Below are 19,683 nucleotides of genomic sequence, written 5' to 3' on the forward strand. Positions count from 1 at the left end.
ATCTCGTATCTCCCTCGTTACCCGGTAACTATCGATTCGAAACATGTTACCCGGTAACGCGAAATCTACCGATGTGTGGCAGATTTAGCGCTTACAGTTCAACGAGGTTGGCCGAAGCGCCAGCGCCTGTAACGTGCGACGCCGCGTGCGACCCATACGAAGGCATCTAGTCTTGGCGCAATCGGCGACCGCGTCGCGTGCGTGCGACCGGCCCTGAGGCGAGACGGCGGGGCATCAGGCTATTGGCCCGAACGGCCGGAGCCCAGCGACTGTGCAAGGGCCTTTCCCACCACTTTTGAGAATTCCCAAAGATGGTGGGAATCCTTGATACAAACGGCAGCTGAGTTTGTCCCGTGTCACTCAGCCAGCACAGGCTGTTGAGGGTCAGCGGCGAGGCTGATGTGCTCCAGCCTCCAACGCTTCAGCTGCTTGAACATCTGATAGGTGAGCGCTGACTCCGACATCGGTTCGCAGGAACGCAGTTCGATGTGCTGCCATTTCTTTGAGGGGGCAAAAAGCTTTTCCCTGAAGGCGGTCTCGATGGTATCGGCAGCCGTAGTTGCCGCCTTTTCCGCCGCAAAAAAATCGGGGTCCGCCTGGTGCAGGATAGTGATGTCGAGCTTATAGGTGTCGTCCGGACCGTTCCGAGTGACTTCCGCGCCTTCGTCCACGTCGAAGAAGACGCCGATAATCAATTCCCCATGCGGCTTGACCGCCTTCGCGATTTTCTCCGCCAGTTTGGTTTCCTTGGTCAATCGACGCTCGAATTCATCCGCAAAGGCAGAGCGCCGGTACCGACTGGCCAGCCACATCTGCCAGACGGCGTGGTCCTCGGAACGAAGTCGGACGTCGGAGCGAGGCAGATATTCATTTAGCTTGAGCTTGACGACATCAACCTTGGCTGTCGCCTCGAACTCCGCCCAGAAGGGAGCATCGCCCGCAAACTCGATGTGAAGCTTGCGAGCGTTTTTGGCGTGGGTGCAGTTGCCATCCTTCGCGGCCAGACAACCCACGACGACCTCAACGACCGGCTCGAATTGCGGGTCCTGCGCGAGGTCACAGTCGTGAGTGGCAACGACGACTATCGTCTGGTCGGGGTCTTCCGCATGGCGAAGCCCCAAAGCATCAATGGCGTCGTCGCCGAGAGGAAAACCCTGGCGCCACGGTGTATCACGATTCCACTCCACCACGTCGCACCTTTACACCTGGTCGTTAGATGGGGGAAGGTCAAAGTCAGCAGTAGCTGGCGTCTTCGCGCGGTTGGCAAATCGAGCGTTCATGCGCTCGCGTTGAGCGACCTCGCGCCGGTGAGTCTGCACCAGCATTAGCGCCGCGTCACGTGCGGAGTCCCCTGCCTGTGCAACTTGCATGAGTGTCCGCCCGTTGGCGAACTTCCGCTTAAGCAATGCCGCATTTACGGCGACTCCCTCGTGGGCCAGCACATCGGCCGCCTGAGCAAGGTCCTGCAACCTGGCAGCATTTTCCTCCGCAACTTGCTCGCCATTGAGCCAGTTGTAGACCGACTGACGGGACACACCGAGAGTCGCGGCAAGGTCCGACACCGCCGGATGCAAAACTTCGCGAATCCGTGCAAGGTCTTCGGCGGGCGTCCGGACATCGTCGACCACCGCTACTTCGACGCCGGGAGTCGCATACAGGGCATGCTGCCCGCCTCGCTGGAGGTGTTCGGGTGACAGGTGACCGCCCGTGCCGATTACCGACAGCGCTGCGCCGGCCGCTACGAACCATCCCACCAGCCGAACAACGTTCGAAGTGTCGCCGGTTGCTGCCGGATGGTCCATTACCCATCCTCCGTACGTCGTTGCGCTGCTCATGATTCCTCCCTCAGGCCCAAGCGGCCAACGCGTGCTCGGTCACGATGGCTTTGAAGCACTTATCAATTTCGTCGTGAAGGGCTTTCAGCTGCGTCTCAACATTGCCCAAGTCGAATGCTTCTCGCTGAGTCGTAGAAGCATCGGTGTCGATTATGGCGTGCAAACCGGCCCCCTGCGTGAATCGCGGGTCGATTTTGGGGGCGAGTGCGGTTAGTTCAAGCGGCAGACCGACTAGCCCGTGCCGAATGAGCACGCGGGAGACAAGCTGGCCTGCAGGTGTCGCGACGATGGTTTCACTGACTGAGTGCTGGTGCTGAACATCCCCTCGCAGCGACAAACCAAGAACCTCCGGCACGAGGAAGTCTCGGAGCGACTCCCTTTCTTCTGACGGCCGTACAGCATCCAGGTAGCGCAGCCCGATTCGCTCAATAAAGTCGAGACGAAGGGCGTCATGCACGACGCCCAAACCCGCCAATAGCGCTCCTGAGAAAGCCTCGAACGTTTCATAAGCCGTGGTCTGAAACGACAAGGCGTTCGTCTCTAACACAAACCGCCTGTTGCCCGAGATATCACCGAACTGGTACCTCGACTGAGGCGTGACGGTCGGCGCCGTAACCCGACCGGGCTCCCCGCCGCCGAAGGGCAGCACCAGACGCTGGACGACCTCCGGCTTGTAGTCCGGATAGTGTCGCTCGCGCATCTTGGCCTGAATCGCGGGAATATACGCGTCCAAATCCAGGACGGGGTTGAACTGGACCTGAGCCACGGTGTAGTAGACCGGCGCATTGTTCAGTTTCTTTCCCATGACATCCTCAACGGTTGACTTGACAGGCAGGTTGACACTTTACACTGTACTTTACAGGTTAGCCATCGAAAAGTACTTTTGGCATCTCGTATGGTCGCGCGCCCTGCTGTGGTTTCGAAGCTAGCTGCCTCCGGCGCCAGACGCGCTCGCTCGCTGGGGGCAAATCGGTGGCAATTCTGATTCATTGCCGTGCTCGAAAAAACTGGTGGCAAATAAGTGGCAATTTTGTCCCGATTGCCACCAGCATCGCTGTCTATTGCGTGACCGTTGACTCCAATAAGTCATTGATTTGAATGAATCCCCCTCACCCCGGGGTACGGATATCTGAAGCGAAAGGGCGTTCGGGACGTAGAGGCCGGAGGTTCGAATCCTCTCACCCCGACCAGGTTCCCTTCAGAAACAGCGAGTTGCTTAACTCGCTGTTTTTGTTTTGTGCGGAGATCAGTGGCAGTCGCCCCGCAACAATTGCATTTCGCTGCCTACTTCGGCACCCAACGGCGCCTGCTACCTCGATGTCCCGAAGACATCTCTACGAAAAAGGGCGCTTTCGCGCCCTTTTCCCATTCGCGGATCGTCACGACGCCTCGACCTCAGGACCGGGTAGCGCCTCAGCATCGTCGCCTTCACGCTGCGGCCGATCGGCAGCCTCCTCCTGCACGGCTCGCCGCCGCTGCGTGACGCGCATCACAAAATAGAAGGCCACTGGCGTAAAGACGAGTCCGAGCAACGTCGCGGCGATGACGCCGCCGAACACGCCAGTCCCAAGCGAATGCCGGCTTTCCGCACCCGCGCCCTGCGAAAACACGAGCGGCACGACGCCGAGCAAAAACGCCGCCGATGTCATCACGATCGGCCTGAAGCGCATCGCCGATGCTTCGACGATTGAGTCGACAAGCGGCATGCCGCGCGCATGCAGATCGCGCGCGAACTGCACGATCAAAATCGCGTTCTTCGCCGCCAAGCCGATGACCGTCACCATGCCGATCTTGAAATAGATATCGTTCGGCAGACCGCGCATGAACATGGCCGCCACGGCACCCGTCATCGCGAGCGGCACGACGATCAGCACCGCGAACGGAATTGTCCAGCTCTCGTAAAGCGCGGCCAGCACCATGAACACGGCGAGCATCGACAAGCCAATCAAGAGCGGCGTCTCACGCGTCGCCGCTGTTTGAGCAAGCGACGCATCGGCCCAGTCATACGCGATGCCCTCGGGCAGACGGGCGGCGAGCCGTTCCATCTCGGCCATCGCCTCGCCCGAGCTGTAGCCGTCCGCCGCGCGGCCCGTCACGTCGAGCGACGGGTAGCCGTTGTAGCGCGTGAGCATGGTCGGCCCGCGCGTCCAATCAAGCGACGCAAAGGCCGCAAACGGCACCATCTGTCCACTCGCGTTACGCACATCGAGCTTGAGCAGATCGGCATCGGTCGCGCGCATCGACGCGTCGGCGCCGACCATTACGCGCAGCATGCGCCCGCCTGCCGGAAAGTCATCGACATATGAGGTGCCGAACGTGTTGGCAAGCACATCGTCGATCGCGTCGAACGACACGTTCATCGCGTAAGCCTTCGCGCGGTCGATGTTCAGTACGACGCGCGGCGCGTCGGGCAGCGTCTCGGAATGCACGTCCGCGAGAACGGGACTTCGCGCGGCCAGTTGCAACAGCTGCTCGCGTGCCGTATTGAGCACGTCATTGCCAGCGCCGCCCCTGTCCTCGAGATGGAACGTAAAGCCGTCCGACTTGCCGAGCCCTGGCACCGAGGGCGGCAACTGTGCGATTACCCGGCCCGCGGCAATCTTGTCGAACTTGGCATTGAGCCGGTCGCGCAACGTCTGTGCGTCGATGTCGCGATTCTTCCAATCCTTCATGTCGACAAACGCCATACCGACGTTCTGCCCGCTACCGTTGAAACTCCAGCCTATGACCGTCGTGACGTTCGAGATCGCCGATTCCTGCCGAAGGACATCTTCGACTTCGCGAATGACCGAAAACGTACGCCCTTGCGTAGCCCCCGGCGGAAGCTGGACCATGACGTGCAGCTGACCTTGATCCTCGGTGGGCAGGAATCCGTCGGGCAGCGATGCATACATCAGCGCCGCCGCACCGATCAACGCAACATGAACCCCGAAGACGGGCCGTGAACGCCGGAGCAATCGCGCGACCAGATTCCGGTAGCGGCCCGAAGCGCGATCGAACGACGCCACGAAACGACCGCCGAAACCCTTGGCATGATCGGCCGCCGGCTTGGGCGCCATGCGCAAGCTCGCGCATAGCGCCGGCGCGAGCGAGAGCGCCATGAACGCGGAAACGAGGATGGCCGCGATCATCGCAATCGCGAATTGCCGATAGATGCCGCCCACGCCCCCCGCGAAGAAAGCCATCGGCACGAATACGGTCGTCAGCACCGCCGTCACTCCGACTATCGCGCCGCCGATCTGCGTCATCGCCTTTTTCGTCGCCGCTCTCGCGCTCAAGCCCTCTTCCCGCATGATGCGTTCGACGTTCTCGACAACGACGATCGCGTCGTCGACGAGAATGCCGATCGCGAGCACGAGGCCGAACAGCGTAAATACGTTGATCGACAGCCCGCATACGGCCATCGCGGCGAGCGCGCCCATCAGCGCGACGGGAATCACGACACTCGGCACGAGCGTGTAGCGCAAGTCGCGCAGGAAAAGCCACATCACGCAAAAGACGAGCACGATCGCCTCGAGCAGCGTGACGACGACCTCGTCGATCGCAATCTTGACGAAGTGCGCGCCGTCGTACGGGATCGAAACGGCGACGCCGGGCGGTAGCTGTTTCGAGATCTCCGCGAGGCGCGCGCGAATGGCTTTCGAAGTCGCGAGCGCATTGCCGTCGGGCGCGAGCGAGATGCCGACCGTCGCCGCGTCGTGACCATTCAGACGCGACCAGAACGTGTAGTCGCTGCGGCCGAGCTCGACGCGCGCCACATCGCCGAGCCGCACGAGCGCACCGTTCTGCTGGGCTTTCAGCACGATATTGGCGAATTCAGCAGGGGTGCGCAGTTGGCCGCGCACGCTGACGGAGGCCGTGATCGCCTGCCCTGGCCCCGACGGAGTGTTGCCGATCGCTCCCGCCGTGACGGCCGCGTTCTGCGCGCGAATAGCTGCGTTGACGTCCGCCGGGGCAAGACCATACTCGCGCAGCTTCATTGGGTCGAGCCAGATCCGCAGCGCCTCGTCGGCATCCCAAAGCTCGGCATTGCCGACACCGGGCGCGCGCTTCAACTCGCGCAGCACATAGCGGCTCAGATAGTCGCCGAGCGCCGTGGAATCGCGCGTGCCGTCGGTCGAAACCAGACTCACGAGCATGAGGAACGTATTCGTCGCCTTGAAGACGCCGATACCCTGTTGCACAACCTGCTGCGGCAGCCGGGGCTCGACCTGCTTCATGCGATTTTGCACGCCGACCATCGCAATATCGGGATTCGTGCCTGGCGCGAAAATCGCGTCGATTTCGAGGTTGCCGAAACCGTCGCTCGATGTCGCGTAGTACTGCAGGCCGTCGACGCCATCGAGACTCTCCTCGATGACGCTGGCGACGTTGCTGTCGACCACCTCGGCGGAAGCCCCCGGGTACGACGCACTGATGACAATGCGCGGCGGCGTGAGCTTCGGGTATTGCATGACCGGCAACATCGGCATCGCGAGCACGCCGGCCAGCACGATTCCGAGCGCGACGATCCACGCGAATACAGGACGGTCGATAAAGAAAGAAGGCACGCGCTCACCTCACCGTGAAAGTAAATGGCGGGGCATTCGCAAAACGTGAACTTGCCGTTGCTCGGTGGATGCTAGCGAGCCAAATTACCGCCGTCAAACAAAGTTTGATGAAAACAAATCTTGTCTTCCCAGCCTTGGCCACTCGGCCAGTCGGGCTGACGAAAAGGTCTCTGCTATATTCTGTGCATCCTTATCCCTTCCGCTTTTTGCGTAACGCGTGGAACAAATTCCTTTATGGGCGCAGATCGGCGCCGTCATCGTTCTGCTCTTCTGCTCCGGCTTCTTCTCGATCTCCGAAACAGCCATGATGGCGTTGAACCGCCATCGCCTGAAACATCTCGCCAACAAGGGCGCGTTCGGCGCCAAAACGACGCAGGGCCTGCTCGCGCGCACCGACCAGCTGCTCGGCGTGGTCCTCATCGGCAACAATCTGCTCAACACGATCATCCCGGTGCTGACCACCTCGATCGCCCTGCGCACGTTCGGCAACGACAACGTCGTGCTTTCGGTCGCCACGGGCATCGTCGCGTTTCTCATCATCGTATTCGCCGAAATCACGCCGAAGATCGTAGGCGCCACTTATCCGGACAAAATCGCGCTCCCGGCCAGTTTCGTCATCGCGCCGCTCATGCGCGTGCTGAAGCCTGTGATCTGGTTCGTCAATCTGTTTTCGAACGCGATCCTCTTCGCGCTGCATATCAATCCGAGGGGAGGACGGGAACAACGGCTCACCACCGACGAGCTGCGCACGATCGTGCTCGAATCGGCCAGCTACATGCCGACCAAGCACCGCAGCATCCTGCTCAATCTGTTCGATCTCGAAGACATCACAGTCGACGACGTGATGATCCCGCGCCGGCGCATCGAGGCGCTCGATTTCAACGCGCCGTTCGACGAGATCCTTCATCAGCTCGAAACCTGCTATCACAACAAGCTCATCGTCTACGAGGGCGACATCGATCGTGTACTCGGCGTCCTCCACGTGCGCAAGACGCTCGCCGCTCTGCACAAGCAGGAGCTCGAGCGCGAATCGCTGCGCGAATTGCTCGCCGAGCCGTACTTCGTGCCCTCGGGCACGCCCGTCTTTCAGCAACTGCAATTTTTTCAGGAGTCGCGGCAGCGCACGGCGCTCGTCGTCAACGAGTATGGCGAGCTGCAAGGACTCGTCACGCCCGAGGACATCCTCGAGGAACTAATCGGCGAGTTCACGACGTCGATTCCGCGCGGCGTCGGCTCGCGACGCGGCTGGAATGAGCAAGGCGAGTGCATCGTCGCCGGCAGCATGCCACTGCGCGAGCTCAATCGCTGGCTTCAGCTTAGCTTGCCGACGGATGGCCCTAGGACATTGAACGGCCTCCTTCTCGAGACGCTCGAGGAGATTCCCGAAGGCGATGTCTGCGTGCAGATCGGCGAGGTGCAGATCGAGGTCTTGCAAAGCGACGACCAGACCATCCGCACGGTCAAAGTCTTCAAGCCCAGGGGCCTCGCCGTCGCGAAAAGCGCGCGCGCCTGAGTGCCGCCGCGAAAAGCGGTCCTGGCCATCCGGCCGAGTACCGGCCCGCCCCCGATCGCGCGATGATCGCGCCATCGTGTTTCAACGGCGGCGGTTGCCGACATTCGATGTCTTCCTCGCTTCTCTCTTCTTCGATCGCGGCCGCATTGCCGCAGTCGTCCGGAATGGATGACGCACCCGCGGTCCGGCTCCTCGCCGAGACCCTCGCGCAGGCCTGCGCACTCGGCGCATCGGATATCCACGTCGAGCCCGGCGAGCGCGGCTGGCGCATTCGACTGCGCGTCGATGGCACGCTGCACGAATCGGCCCGGCCGCCCGCGCATCTGCGCGACGCTTTCGTCACGCGCGTCAAAGTGCTGGCCCGCCTCGACATCGCCGAACGGCGCGTGCCGCAAGACGGACGGCTTCGGCTCGCCTCGGCGGCGGGCAAGACGGAAGATTACCGGGTGAGTTCGCTCCCCACCCTCTTCGGTGAAAAGCTCGTGCTGCGGCGTCTCGATACGTTGCCGGACGAGTTTTCGCTCGATGCGCTCGGCTTCACGACGCAGCAACGCGCCGTCGTCGAGGCCGCGATCCGCACACCGCACGGCCTCATTCTCGTGACGGGGCCGACCGGCAGCGGAAAAACGCTTTCGCTGCATTGCTTCATGCAGATGCTCAACGCGGAGTCGCGCAACATCTGCGCAGTCGAGGATCCGGCCGAGATTCAGCTTGCCGGCATCAATCAGGTCAATGTCCGGGAGAAGGCCGGACTGACGTTCGCCGTGGCGCTGCGCGCGTTTTTGCGGCAGGACCCCGATGTCATCATGGTTGGCGAAATCCGCGACGGAGAAACGGCGGACGTGGCGTTCAAGGCCGCGCAAACGGGGCACCTCGTCCTCTCCACGCTGCACACGAACGACGCCGCAGGGGCGATTGCACGCCTTCTCGACATCGGCGTCGCCCCCTATAACCTCGCCGCCGCGCTGAAGCTTGTAACGGCGCAGCGCCTCGTTCGGCGCCTTTGCACAAGCTGCAGAAAACCTGATCGAGCGGCGGATGCCTCGCTGCGCGCGGCAGGATTCGCGCAAGACAAAATCCGCGGCTGGACGCCTTATCTCGCCTGTGGCTGCGAAGACTGCCACGGTATCGGCTATAAGGGCCGCGTCGGTATCCACCAGGTCATGCCGGTATCGCCTGCCATGCGCGAGCTCATCATTGCGCGCGCAACGGGCGAGCCGTTAGCGCGCCAGGCCCGCGCGGAGGGGACCGAAACACTTCGCCAGGCGGCGCTTGCCCGCGTGCGCGACGGCACGACGAGCTTGACCGAGGCGGTCGCCGCGACGGAGGCCGGATGAGCGAGCGCACGCTCGCATTCCGTTGCTGGGCGGCGGGACGGGAGGCGATATGAACGCACGGGGCGAGTTGCTAGAAACAAGCGCGGTCCGCGCCGAGCGGCGCTTCGCGTGGCAAGGCATCGAACTCGACGGCCGGCGCCGGCGCGGCGTGGTCGTAGCTGTCGATTCAGCGGCGGCACGAGTGCGGTTGCGCAGGCGCAACGTCGTCGTGCTCGCGCTCGCCGAGCGCGGCGAAGCCCCTCGACCGAAAGCGACCCAGCGCGAGGTTACCGGCTTCACGCGGCAACTGGCGAGCCTGTTGCACGCGGGTGTGCCGCTCGCGCAAGCGCTCGATCTCATCGCGCAAGCGTCAGACGCAAGCGGCATGACGCGCATCGCCGAGGCGCTCGCACGCGGCATCACGGACGGAACCCGGTTCGCGGCGGCACTCTCGTCGTTCCCTATACAGTTCGACGCCTTTTACTGCCAGCTCGCCGCAGTCGGCGAGGCGTCGGGGTCGCTGGCCGCGACGCTCGGGCGGCTCGCCGAAGAGCGCGAGCGCGCCGCGGACTTACGTGCCAAAGCGCGGGCCGCGCTCGCCTATCCGATGGCCGTATTGCTTTTTGCAATCGCCGTCACAGCCGCGTTGCTCGTCTGGGTCGTACCGACGTTTCAGCAAGTCTTCGACAGCTTCGGAAGCAGCTTGCCCGCCCCCACGCGCATTGTCATAGCGATGTCCGAGGCGCTCGCTGAGGCAGGCGGCGCGATTGCCGCTGCGATCGCGGCGTGCTATCTGCTCGCGGCGCGCCTCGTGCGAACCTCGCGGCGCGCACGTCTTGCGTTGCATGAGATGGCCTTGGCCGCACCGATCGTGGGACCGCTTTGCACGGCGCTTGCCGCCGCACGCTTTTGCCGCGCGCTCGGCACGCTGCTCGCCGCGGGCACGCCCCTCGCCGAGGCGCTCGGCGCGCTCACGCAGGCAACCGGCAACGTTCATTTCGATCATGCGGGCACCGAAATCGCGGCCCGCCTGGCCCGCGGAGAACGGCTCGCTGCCGCGATACGAGCCGTGGGCCGTTTCCCACGCTCGATCGTCGAAGCCATCGCGATCGCCGAAGAATCGGGCGCGCTCGATAGGATGCTGCTCGACATGGCCTCGCTCGCCGAGCGCGAAGCGCGTCAAAAGCTGACCCTGCTTACTGCGCTGGCGGAGCCGGTCGTCGTCATTGTGCTGGGCGCGCTCGTGGGCGGCCTGGTCGTCGCGCTCTACCTGCCCGTCATCGAGCTCGGCAACGTGGTGTAGCATCCAGCCCATTCGACCCTCTGCTCGTCGCCACTGCCATCCGTGTACACCTTCATGTTCAGCACCCCGTTCTCGGAGCCGACCTCGAGCTTCGGCGTGGCCCTCGCCCATTTGCCGCCCGGCTGGCAATACGCCTTCGCGATCGTTTTCGGCCTGGTGATCGGGAGTTTTCTGAACGTCGTCGCGCATCGGCTGCCCGTCATGCTGGAGCGCGCCTGGCGCCTGGAAGTCAGCGAGGCGACGGGCGAGCCCCCGGATGCGGACGGACTGCCGGCCCGCTACAACCTTTGGGTGCCGCGCAGCGCCTGTCTTCACTGCGGACATGTGCTGCGCGCGTGGGAGAACATCCCGCTGCTCAGCTATCTGCTGCTGCGTGGACGCTGTTCGGCATGTCGGGCGCCGATCGGCGTCCGCTATCCCGCTATCGAGCTCGCGAGCGGTGCATTGGCGGCCCTCGCGCTCTTCCGCTTCGGTCCGTCCGGCGCCGCGCTCGCGGCTTTCGGGCTCTGCGCGGCGCTGCTTGCGATGAGCGCGATCGATATCGAGACGCGTCTGCTGCCCGACTCCCTCACGCTGCCGCTGCTGTGGGCCGGACTTATCGTGAATTTCGCCGATACCTTCGCTAACTTGCGCGAAGCCGTTGCCGGTGCCATCGTGGGGTATCTGTTCCTGTGGGGCGTCTATTGGGTGTTTCGGTTCGTGCGCGGCATCGAGGGCATGGGGTACGGAGACTTCAAGCTGCTCGCGGCGCTCGGGGCGTGGCTCGGCTGGGCGGCGCTGCCGCAGGTCGTTCTCATCTCGGCCGTGACAGGGGCGCTCGTCGGACTCCTGGCGACCGGGCTCGGCCGGATGCGCTTCCAGGAGCCGCTGCCGTTCGGCCCGTTTCTCGCGGCGGGCGGCGCGGCGACGCTCTTTTGCGGAACGCCGCTCTTTCACTTGTTCGGGACCTGAGGTGACGATGCGCTCGGTAGATGCTGATCGTTTCATCGTCGGGCTGACCGGCGGCATCGGTAGCGGCAAGACCTTCGTCGCCGATCTGTTCGCCCTGCATGGCGTCACGATCGTCGACACGGACGCGATCGCGCACCGTATCACGGCACCGCGGGGGGCCGCGATGCCGCGCATCGCGCGCGAGTTCGGCGAGGCATTCGTCGCGCCCGACGGCTCGCTCGATCGCGCGAAGATGCGCACGCTCGTGTTTGCGGATCTTCAAGCGAAAGCGCGCCTCGAGGCCATCACGCACCCGCTCATTCGTGAAGAAACACGGCGCGAGGTCGCTGCGGCAAGCGGTCATTACGTCATCACGGTCGTTCCGCTGCTCGTCGAAGCGGGCGAATGGCGATCGCGTTACGATCGGGTTCTCGTCGTCGATTGCAGCGTCGAGACGCAGATCGCGCGAGTCATGCGGCGTAACGGGTTCGCGCGCGACGAAGTCTTGGCTATCATCGCGCGTCAGGCCACCCGCGAAGCCCGGCTTGCAGCCGCCGACGACGTACTGGTCAACGAGGATCGGACACCGGAAGCCCTCGCCGACGAGGTACGTCGATTGCACGAAAGCTATTTGTCGTTGGCGAAAAGCACGTCCCGCCGGCACCCCGGTTCGTAAAAAGCGCTCGATTCCGCGATTGCGACGGTCAATGCACGGCATTAGAATGTCCTGCAATCCATCACCCACGACGCCAGAGGCGAGCGCGCTTGATCCTTTACGAGTATCCGTTCAACGAGCGAATTCGCACGCTGCTGCGTCTCGAAGATCTGTTCGAGCGCTTCACGTTCTTCCTGAGCCAAGACGACGCGAGAGAGCACCACGTCGCGCTGACGACGCTGTTCGAAATCGCCGAAGTCACGGGGCGGGCGGACTTGAAGTCGGACCTGATGAAAGAGCTCGAGCGCCAGCGCCAGACTTTGGCGCCGTTTCGCGGCAATCCCGGCATCGAACAGAACGCGCTCGAAACGGTGCTCACCGAGATCGAGCAGACCCTGAACGGCCTAGCGCAGATGCAGGGCAAGACGGGCCAGCACCTGACCGACAACGAGTGGCTCTCGAGCATTCGCAGCCGCGCCATCATCCCCGGTGGGACGTGCAAGTTCGATCTGCCGTCGTACTACGCCTGGCAGCAGACGCACCCTGACCAGCGCAGGCAAGACATCGCCAAATGGATCATGCCGCTTTTGCCGTTGCGCGATGCGGCGATGATCGTCCTGCGCCTCGCCCGCGAATCGGGGCAGGCGTCGAAGGTCATGGCAACGCAGGGCAGCTATCAACAGATGCTGTCGGGTCGCACCTATCAATTGATGCAGGTTCGGGTTTCACCGGAGTTGCGCGTCATACCCGAAGCGAGCGCCAATAAATACATGCTCTGGGTGCGCTTCACCGTGCAGGACGGCGACATGCGTCCGCGGGCCGTCGATGTCGACGTGCCGTTCCATCTGACGCTTTGCAGCCTCTGAAGCGTGCGGGCAGAATAGCCGGTTCGCCGGTCGCGGCCCCGCTCGACACGGCTCGACCGAACCTGTTTTTCGACGATTGCTTGAGCGATGATCACCGTTGTGAAATGCCCGACATGCGGCAGGGAAGTCCGCTGGGTACCTGAAAACCGCTTCCGCCCCTTTTGCTCCGAGCGATGCAAGCAAATTGATCTCGGCGCATGGGCCGCCGAGCGGTACCGGATCGGCGGGGCGGACGACGATGAAGCGCCGTCGGCCGACGATGCCCCGGGCGGCGACGATTTGAAGAACTGAAGCGCTAAGCGAGCCGCGCCAGCTCAGTCCGCCGCCAAGAGCTGGAGCACGGGAATCGCCGCCGGTAGCAGCGGCGAGACTGCCACGGGCAAACCCTGCCAGCTGAATGCCTGCCCCTCGCGGCCATGGGGCTCGCCGCGCCAGCGAGTGACTTTGCAGAAGTAGAGGCGCACGTAGGCGTGCGGGTAATCGTGCTCGAGCGTGTGCCAGAGATGGCATTCCTCGACGAAGATGCCCAGCTCTTCATGCAGCTCGCGCGCGAGCGCCGCTTCGACGGTCTCGCCGATCTCGAGCTTACCGCCAGGAAATTCCCAATAGCCCTCGTACGGCTTACCAGCCGGACGCTGCGCGAGCAAGTAGCGACCGTCCGGCTGCACGAGCACGCCGACCGCCACCTCGGTGACCGGCCTCGGCGACTTTTCACCCGGCATCGGGGCTGCGCTCGTCATTTCTTGCCCGACCGATCGCGCGCGAACTGCCAGGCCACACGTCCGGACCGCGAGCCGCGCTCGAGGGCCCAGACGAGCGCGTCGCCGCGAGCCGCCTCGATTTCCGCATCGTCGCAACCGAAATGGCGGAGCCAGTGCGCGACGATCGTCAGATAGTCGTCCTGCTTGAACGGATAGAAGCTGACCCAGAGGCCAAAACGTTCGGACAGCGAAATTTTTTCTTCGACGACTTCACCCGGGTGAATCTCACCGTCCGCCGTGTGCTTGTACGTCTCGTTGTCGCTCATGTACTCGGGCATCAGATGGCGGCGATTCGAGGTCGCGTAGATCAGCACGTTGTCCGACTGTGCCGAAACCGATCCGTCGAGTGCCACTTTCAGCGCTTTGTAGCCCGATTCGCCTTCTTCGAACGACAGATCGTCGCAAAAGACGATGAACCGCTCGGGGCGCGGCGCGATAAGTTCCGTGATGTCGCCGAGGTCATGCAGGTCGTCCTTGTCGACCTCGATGAGGCGCAGGCCATCGGCCGCGTACGCGTTCAGGCATGCCTTGATCAATGACGACTTGCCCGTGCCGCGGGCACCCGTCAGCAGCACATTGTTCGCGGGCCGCTTGGCCACGAACTGGCGCGTGTTCTGCTCGATCAGAGCCTTTTGCCGATCGATGTTCTGCAAATCGCCGAGCGTAATCGGCGAAATCGCCTGGACCGGCTGCAGATAGCCGCGCCCTTGGCGCTTGCGCCAGCGAAAGGCCACCGCGGCCGACCAGTCCACGTCGGGCGCGGCCGGCGGCACCATCGCCTCGAGGCGGCCGAGCAGGGACTCAGCGCGAGCGAGAAACTGTTCGAGTTTGTCCATGAGAGAAAGAGCCTGCGTGCCGCGGCGGCATGGGAAAAAACCCGCCGCCGGCGGCTTCGAGCTTACGAGCGGTAGTCGGCGTTGATGCTCACGTATTCGTGCGACAGGTCGCACGTCCAGACCGTCGCGTCGGCCGAACCGCGGCCCAGCAGGACGCGGATCGTGATCTCGCTTTGCTTCATGACGCGCTGGCCGTCCTCCTCACGATACTCCGGGTGGCGGCCGCCCGCCTTCGCGACATGAACATCGTCGAGATAGAGATCGATTTTCGCGACGTCGAGATCGGTCACGCCGGCGTAGCCGATCGCCGCGAGGATTCGCCCGAGATTCGGATCCGACGCGTAGAACGCCGTTTTGACGAGCGGTGAGTGACCTATCGCATAGGCGATCTGGCGGCACTCGGCAACGCTCGTTCCGCCCTCGACGCGCACGGTGATGAATTTGGTCGCCCCTTCGCCATCGCGCACGATCAATTGCGCGAGTGTCTGCGCGACTTCCACGACCGCGTTGCGCAGCTCGGCATAAGCCGGCGTTGTCGTCGACGTGATCGGCGGCAGGCTCGATTTGCCGGACGCGATCAGGATGAACGAGTCGTTGGTCGACGTGTCGCCGTCGATCGTGATGCAGTTGAACGAACGATCGGCGACCTCCTTCACGAGTGCGTCGAGCACGGGCTGCGCCACGGCCGCGTCGAACGCCAGAAAGCCGAGCATGGTCGCCATGTTCGGCTTGATCATGCCCGCGCCCTTGCTGATGCCGGTGAGCGTCACGCTATGACCCTCGATGCTCACCTGGCGTGAGGCGGCTTTCGGCTGCGTGTCGGTCGTCATGATCGAGTGCGCCGCCTCGTACCAGTGTGCGGCCCGCAGATTCGACAAGGCAACCGGCAAACCGGCCTTCAGTCGGTCGATCGGCAGCGGCTCGAGAATCACGCCCGTCGAAAACGGCAGCACCTGCTCGGGCGCGATTCCCGCGAGGCGCGCGAACTCGGCGCAGGTCTCGCGCGCGTGCGCGAGACCGGGCTCGCCGGTGCCGGCGTTGGCATTGCCCGTATTGACGACGAGCGCGCGAATCCCGTTGCCTTTCGCCAGGTGCTTGCGGCAGACCGTCACCGGTGCCGCGCAAAACCGGTTCGTCGTAAAGACGCCCGCCACCGTCGCGCCTTCCTCGATCGACATCACGAGGACGTCCTTGCGATTCGGCTTGCGAATGTTGGCCTCGGCCCACCCGAGCGTGACGCCCGCGACGGGATAAAGTTGCTCGGGATCGATCGAAGGAAAATTGACAGCCATCGTCTGAAGACCTATCGGAAGCCGTGAAAGGTGAAAACGTCTCGCGCCCTCAAGGGGCCAAATGAGTGCATGCGGGTGATTGCCAACGCCTCGGGCGGGCCGCCCCTAGCGAGGCGTCGCCCCCTCGCGCCCCGAAGGGCGCACCCTTTTGGGGGCTCCCTGAGGAAGTCCCCTTGCGGGAGGGGGCAGCGAACGCAGTGAGCGTGGGCGCAGCCCTCATCAACTTCATGCCAGCCTGCCGTGGCATTGTTTGTACTTCTTGCCGCTTCCGCACGGGCACGGATCGTTGCGCCCGACTTTCGGCACGCTGCCCGCGGCGGATTGCGCGCCTGCGGTGGCATGAGCACCGTGGCTCATCGCCTCGCCGACCATCTGGGCCGTTGCGTCGGCCGCCGTGGGCGCCGCGACCGCGGCCGCGGCCGCGGCCGTCGCCGTCGCGGCCTCATCGGCGAATTCGGCGTGGCGGAACTCGACGTTCTCGATGTGGCCGCCCTGCTCTTCGTATTGCTCCGTGGCCTCCTCGAGTTGCTCGGGCGACTGGATCCGCACGTTCATCACGATGCGCGTGACCTCGGTCTTGACAATATTGAGCAGCGCCTCGAAGAGCTCGAACGCTTCGCGCTTGTACTCCTGCTTGGGGTTCTTCTGCGCGTAGCCGCGCAGATGGATCCCTTGCCGCAGATGGTCGAGCGCGGCGAGATGCTCGCGCCAAAAGCGATCGAGCGTTTGCAGCATGATCGAGCGCTCGAATGCACTGAACGCTTCGCGCCCGACGAGGGTGACCTTCGCCTCGTAGGCTTCGTCCGCGGCCGCGAGCACGGCTTCGACGATGTCTTCGGCATCGAGCGACTGCGACTCGCTGATCATCTCCTGGACCGCGAGATCGAGCTGCCAGTCACTGCGCAGCGCCTCTTCGAGTTCGGGCGCCTGCCACTGTTCTTCGATGCTGCCCGCGGGGATGAATTGATGGACCACGTCCGTAATCACGGCATGGCGCATTGCCGCGATCGTTTCGGTGATGTCGTGCGCCTCGAGCAACTCGTTGCGCTGCTGATAGATAACCTTGCGCTGATCGTTCGCGACGTCGTCGTACTCGAGCAGTTGCTTGCGAATATCGAAGTTGCGCGCCTCGACCTTGCGCTGCGCCGATTCGATCGAGCGCGTGACGATGCCGGCCTCGATCGCCTCGCCTTCGGGCATGCGCAGGCGGTCCATGATCGCGCGCACGCGGTCGCCCGCGAAAATGCGCAGCAGCGGATCCTCGAGCGAAAGATAAAACCGCGACGAACCCGGGTCGCCCTGACGGCCCGCGCGGCCGCGCAGCTGGTTGTCGATGCGGCGCGACTCGTGCCGCTCGGTGCCGACGATATGAAGGCCACCCGCTGCCTTCACCTGATCGTGCAGCGCTTGCCACTCGTCATAAAGTGCCTGGGCCCGGGAAGCCTTCTCCTCGGGAGAGAGCGACGGATCGGCCTCGAGTAGCGCGGCTTGCTTCTCGGCATTGCCGCCCAGCACGATGTCGGTGCCGCGGCCCGCCATGTTCGTGGCGATCGTGATGCGCTTCGGCCGCCCCGCTTCCGCGACGATCCCGGCCTCACGCGCGTGCTGCTTCGCGTTCAGCACTTCGTGCGGCAAACCCGCCTTCGTCAGCAGGTTCGAGAGCAGCTCTGAATTCTCGATCGAAGTGGTGCCGACGAGGACCGGCTGCCCGCGCTCGTAGCATTCGCGGATATCGCGGATTACCGCGTCATAACGCTCCTTTGCCGTCTTGTAGATCTGATCCTGCAGATCGATTCGCTTCGGTGGCCGGTTCGTCGGAATGACGACCGTCTCGAGGCCATAGATCTCGTTGAACTCGTAGGCCTCGGTATCCGCTGTGCCCGTCATGCCCGAGAGCTTCACGTACATGCGGAAATAGTTCTGGAACGTGATCGAGGCGAGCGTCTGGTTCTCGCTCTGGATCTTCACGTGCTCCTTCGCCTCGACCGCCTGGTGCAGCCCGTCGGACCAGCGGCGGCCCGGCATCAGCCGGCCCGTGAACTCGTCCACGATGATGACTTCGCCGTTCTGCACCACGTAGTGCTGGTCGCGGAAGAACAGCGTATGCGCGCGCAGTGCCGCGTAGACGTGGTGCATCAGCGTGATGTTCTGCGGCGCGTAAAGACTTTCGCCCTCGGCGATCAAGCCCCACTCGAACAACATCCGCTCGGCCTTCTCATGGCCCGATTCGGTCAGATAGACCTGGCGCGACTTTTCGTCGAGCGTGTAGTCACCGGGCTTCTCGACGCCCGTCCCGTCGGCGCGCTCCTCGCCGATCTGCCGCTCGAGCAGCGGCGGCAGCGCGTTCATGCGGACATATAGATCCGTATGGTCTTCGGCCTGCCCCGAGATGATCAGCGGCGTACGGGCCTCGTCGATGAGGATCGAGTCCACTTCGTCGACGATCGCGAAGTTGAGCGAGCGCTGCACGCGCGCGCTCGTCTCGTAGACCATGTTGTCGCGCAGATAGTCGAATCCGAACTCGTTGTTCGTGCCGTACGTGATATCGGCCGCATAAGCCTCCTGCTTGGAGGCATGATCCATTTGCGACAGATTGACGCCGACGCCGAGGCCGAGAAAGTTATAGAGCTTGCCCATCCACTCGGCGTCGCGCTGAGCGAGGTAGTCGTTGACCGTCACGACGTGTACGCCGCGGCCCGAGAGCGCATTGAGATAAGCGGCGAGCGTGGCGACGAGCGTCTTGCCCTCACCCGTGCGCATTTCGGCGATCTTGCCGTAATGGAGTGCCATGCCGCCGATCAACTGCACGTCGAAGTGCCGCATCTTCAAGACGCGTCGGCTCGCCTCGCGACAGACGGCGAACGCCTCGGGCAGCAGCTTGTCGAGCGATTCCCCGCTCGCCACGCGCTGGCGGAACTCGTCCGTTTTGGCGCGCAGTTGCTCGTCCGTCAATTGCTCGATCTGCGGCTCGAGCGAATTGATCACCGCAACGGTCTTTAGGTACTGCTTGATCAGCCGCTGATTGCGGCTGCCAAAAATCTTTTGGAGAAAACCGGTGGTCATCGGTCGGTTTGCGTCGCGGCTTCGGTCGGTCCGCACGCGAAGTGCGGCTCGCGGAGAGGGCTCCGCGGGATGCCGAATCGTATGGCCTCGGCGGCTTATCCATGAGTGAATTCGAATCGCGGATTTTAGCACGCGAGACTTAATGTGCCGTGTCAGTAGCGGGGCAGGCCGGACGCGGCCGCGCCCCGCTCTGGCGGCGGCGAGCGCGGCGTGAAGCGACGGCAAAGGTACAATCGCGCCCATGAGCCGTTTTTCGCGATCATCCCCCCCCGCCGGGCCGGCCCGGCCGCAACCGCTCGCCGAGGTGCTCGGCCGTACCGATGCGTTCGCGGCGCTGCGCGCCGGCGTCGAGCAGATTTCGGCGCTCGAGCGCGATCTCGCGCAATTGCTGCCCGACTATCTGGCAACGAGCGTGGAGCCCGGCTTCATCAAGGACGGCGCGCTGACGCTCTTCGCCGCGCATAGCGCGCTCGCGGCGCGGCTCAGGCACCTCGAGCCCCGGCTCGTCGCCGAATTGCAGCAACGCGGCTGGAACGTGCGCACGCTTGCCGTGAAGGTGCGGCCCAAGACCGAGGCGCGGGCCCCGCGACCGAAAGAGGCACGCATGACGCCGATCGGCGCGGCGGCATTGCGCACGCTGAGCGAAACACTGCCGCCCTCGCCACTGACGGCCGCGCTCGCCCGCATGGCGGCGCGCCACGGCGCGGGCCAATCCGCCGGCGACGGCAAGAAAAACAAATAGGCGGCGATGCTCGGAGCAAGG

General features: G+C 63.7%; 16 protein-coding genes. 8 read left to right on the forward strand and 8 right to left on the reverse strand.

Features of this window, described 5'->3' with window-relative positions:
* Nucleotides 1-356 precede the first annotated feature (356 nt).
* From B0G57_RS31485 to B0G57_RS29030, 4 genes are all read right to left on the reverse strand, one after another.
* On the reverse strand, nucleotides 357-1,187 hold the full coding sequence (locus B0G57_RS31485) for a hypothetical protein (RefSeq protein WP_199189657.1): 831 nt from the start codon (nucleotides 1,185-1,187) through the stop codon (nucleotides 357-359).
* A gap of 12 nt (nucleotides 1,188-1,199) precedes the next feature.
* Entirely contained in the window at nucleotides 1,200-1,802 is a 603-nt protein-coding gene (locus B0G57_RS29020; RefSeq protein WP_020566423.1) for a hypothetical protein, read from the reverse strand.
* Between the two features lie 43 nt (nucleotides 1,803-1,845).
* Nucleotides 1,846-2,640 carry a TIGR04255 family protein gene (locus B0G57_RS29025; protein ID WP_018442606.1) on the reverse strand — a complete coding sequence of 265 codons (795 nt, stop codon included), beginning with the start codon at nucleotides 2,638-2,640 and terminating at the stop codon, nucleotides 1,846-1,848.
* A 574-nt stretch (nucleotides 2,641-3,214) separates the two neighbouring features.
* Nucleotides 3,215-6,385: a multidrug efflux RND transporter permease subunit gene (locus B0G57_RS29030; RefSeq protein ID WP_018442607.1), complete on the reverse strand. Its 3,171-nt coding sequence runs from the start codon at nucleotides 6,383-6,385 to the stop codon at nucleotides 3,215-3,217.
* A 217-nt stretch (nucleotides 6,386-6,602) separates the two neighbouring features.
* Here B0G57_RS29030 and B0G57_RS29035 point away from each other — a divergent pair, with 217 nt between their 5' ends.
* The 7 genes from B0G57_RS29035 (at nucleotide 6,603) to B0G57_RS29065 (ending at nucleotide 13,259) form a co-directional block, all read left to right on the forward strand.
* On the forward strand, nucleotides 6,603-7,898 hold the full coding sequence (locus B0G57_RS29035; RefSeq protein WP_018442608.1) for an HlyC/CorC family transporter: 1,296 nt from the start codon (nucleotides 6,603-6,605) through the stop codon (nucleotides 7,896-7,898).
* Nucleotides 7,899-8,005: 107 nt separating this feature from the next.
* Nucleotides 8,006-9,235 carry a GspE/PulE family protein gene (locus tag B0G57_RS29040; protein WP_026230031.1) on the forward strand — a complete coding sequence of 410 codons (1,230 nt, stop codon included), beginning with the start codon at nucleotides 8,006-8,008 and terminating at the stop codon, nucleotides 9,233-9,235.
* A gap of 49 nt (nucleotides 9,236-9,284) precedes the next feature.
* Entirely contained in the window at nucleotides 9,285-10,517 is a 1,233-nt protein-coding gene (locus tag B0G57_RS29045; protein WP_018442610.1) for a type II secretion system F family protein, read from the forward strand.
* Between the two features lie 54 nt (nucleotides 10,518-10,571).
* Nucleotides 10,572-11,468, forward strand: a complete 897-nt coding sequence (locus B0G57_RS29050; protein WP_026230032.1) for a prepilin peptidase — start codon at nucleotides 10,572-10,574, stop codon at nucleotides 11,466-11,468.
* Nucleotides 11,469-11,475: 7 nt separating this feature from the next.
* Nucleotides 11,476-12,123: a dephospho-CoA kinase gene (gene coaE, locus B0G57_RS29055; RefSeq protein WP_018442612.1), complete on the forward strand. Its 648-nt coding sequence runs from the start codon at nucleotides 11,476-11,478 to the stop codon at nucleotides 12,121-12,123.
* An 89-nt stretch (nucleotides 12,124-12,212) separates the two neighbouring features.
* Complete coding sequence (zapD, locus tag B0G57_RS29060) at nucleotides 12,213-12,968, forward strand: cell division protein ZapD (protein ID WP_018442613.1); 756 nt, start codon at nucleotides 12,213-12,215, stop codon at nucleotides 12,966-12,968.
* 87 nt (nucleotides 12,969-13,055) lie between these two features.
* A complete protein-coding gene (locus tag B0G57_RS29065) occupies nucleotides 13,056-13,259 on the forward strand; it encodes a DNA gyrase inhibitor YacG (protein ID WP_018442614.1) in 204 nt (67 codons plus the stop codon).
* A 23-nt stretch (nucleotides 13,260-13,282) separates the two neighbouring features.
* Here the strand turns inward: B0G57_RS29065 and B0G57_RS29070 are convergent, their stop codons facing one another.
* The 4 genes from B0G57_RS29070 to secA form a co-directional block, all read right to left on the reverse strand.
* Nucleotides 13,283-13,708: an NUDIX domain-containing protein gene (locus B0G57_RS29070; RefSeq protein ID WP_018442615.1), complete on the reverse strand. Its 426-nt coding sequence runs from the start codon at nucleotides 13,706-13,708 to the stop codon at nucleotides 13,283-13,285.
* Entirely contained in the window at nucleotides 13,705-14,565 is an 861-nt protein-coding gene (locus tag B0G57_RS29075; protein ID WP_018442616.1) for an ATP-binding protein, read from the reverse strand. Before B0G57_RS29075 ends, B0G57_RS29070 begins: the two co-directional genes overlap by 4 nt.
* Before the next feature lie 62 nt (nucleotides 14,566-14,627).
* A complete protein-coding gene (gene argJ / locus B0G57_RS29080; protein ID WP_018442617.1) occupies nucleotides 14,628-15,857 on the reverse strand; it encodes a bifunctional glutamate N-acetyltransferase/amino-acid acetyltransferase ArgJ in 1,230 nt (409 codons plus the stop codon).
* 225 nt (nucleotides 15,858-16,082) lie between these two features.
* Nucleotides 16,083-18,920, reverse strand: coding sequence for a preprotein translocase subunit SecA (gene secA, locus B0G57_RS29085; RefSeq protein WP_018442618.1), 2,838 nt, complete (start codon nucleotides 18,918-18,920; stop codon nucleotides 16,083-16,085).
* A gap of 241 nt (nucleotides 18,921-19,161) precedes the next feature.
* Between secA and B0G57_RS29090 the strand changes: the two genes are divergently transcribed.
* Entirely contained in the window at nucleotides 19,162-19,662 is a 501-nt protein-coding gene (locus B0G57_RS29090; RefSeq protein WP_018442619.1) for a DUF721 domain-containing protein, read from the forward strand.
* Nucleotides 19,663-19,683: the final 21 nt, after the last annotated feature.

Origin of the sequence: Trinickia symbiotica (assembly GCF_002934455.1) — a bacterium.
Taxonomy (GTDB): domain Bacteria; phylum Pseudomonadota; class Gammaproteobacteria; order Burkholderiales; family Burkholderiaceae; genus Trinickia; species Trinickia symbiotica.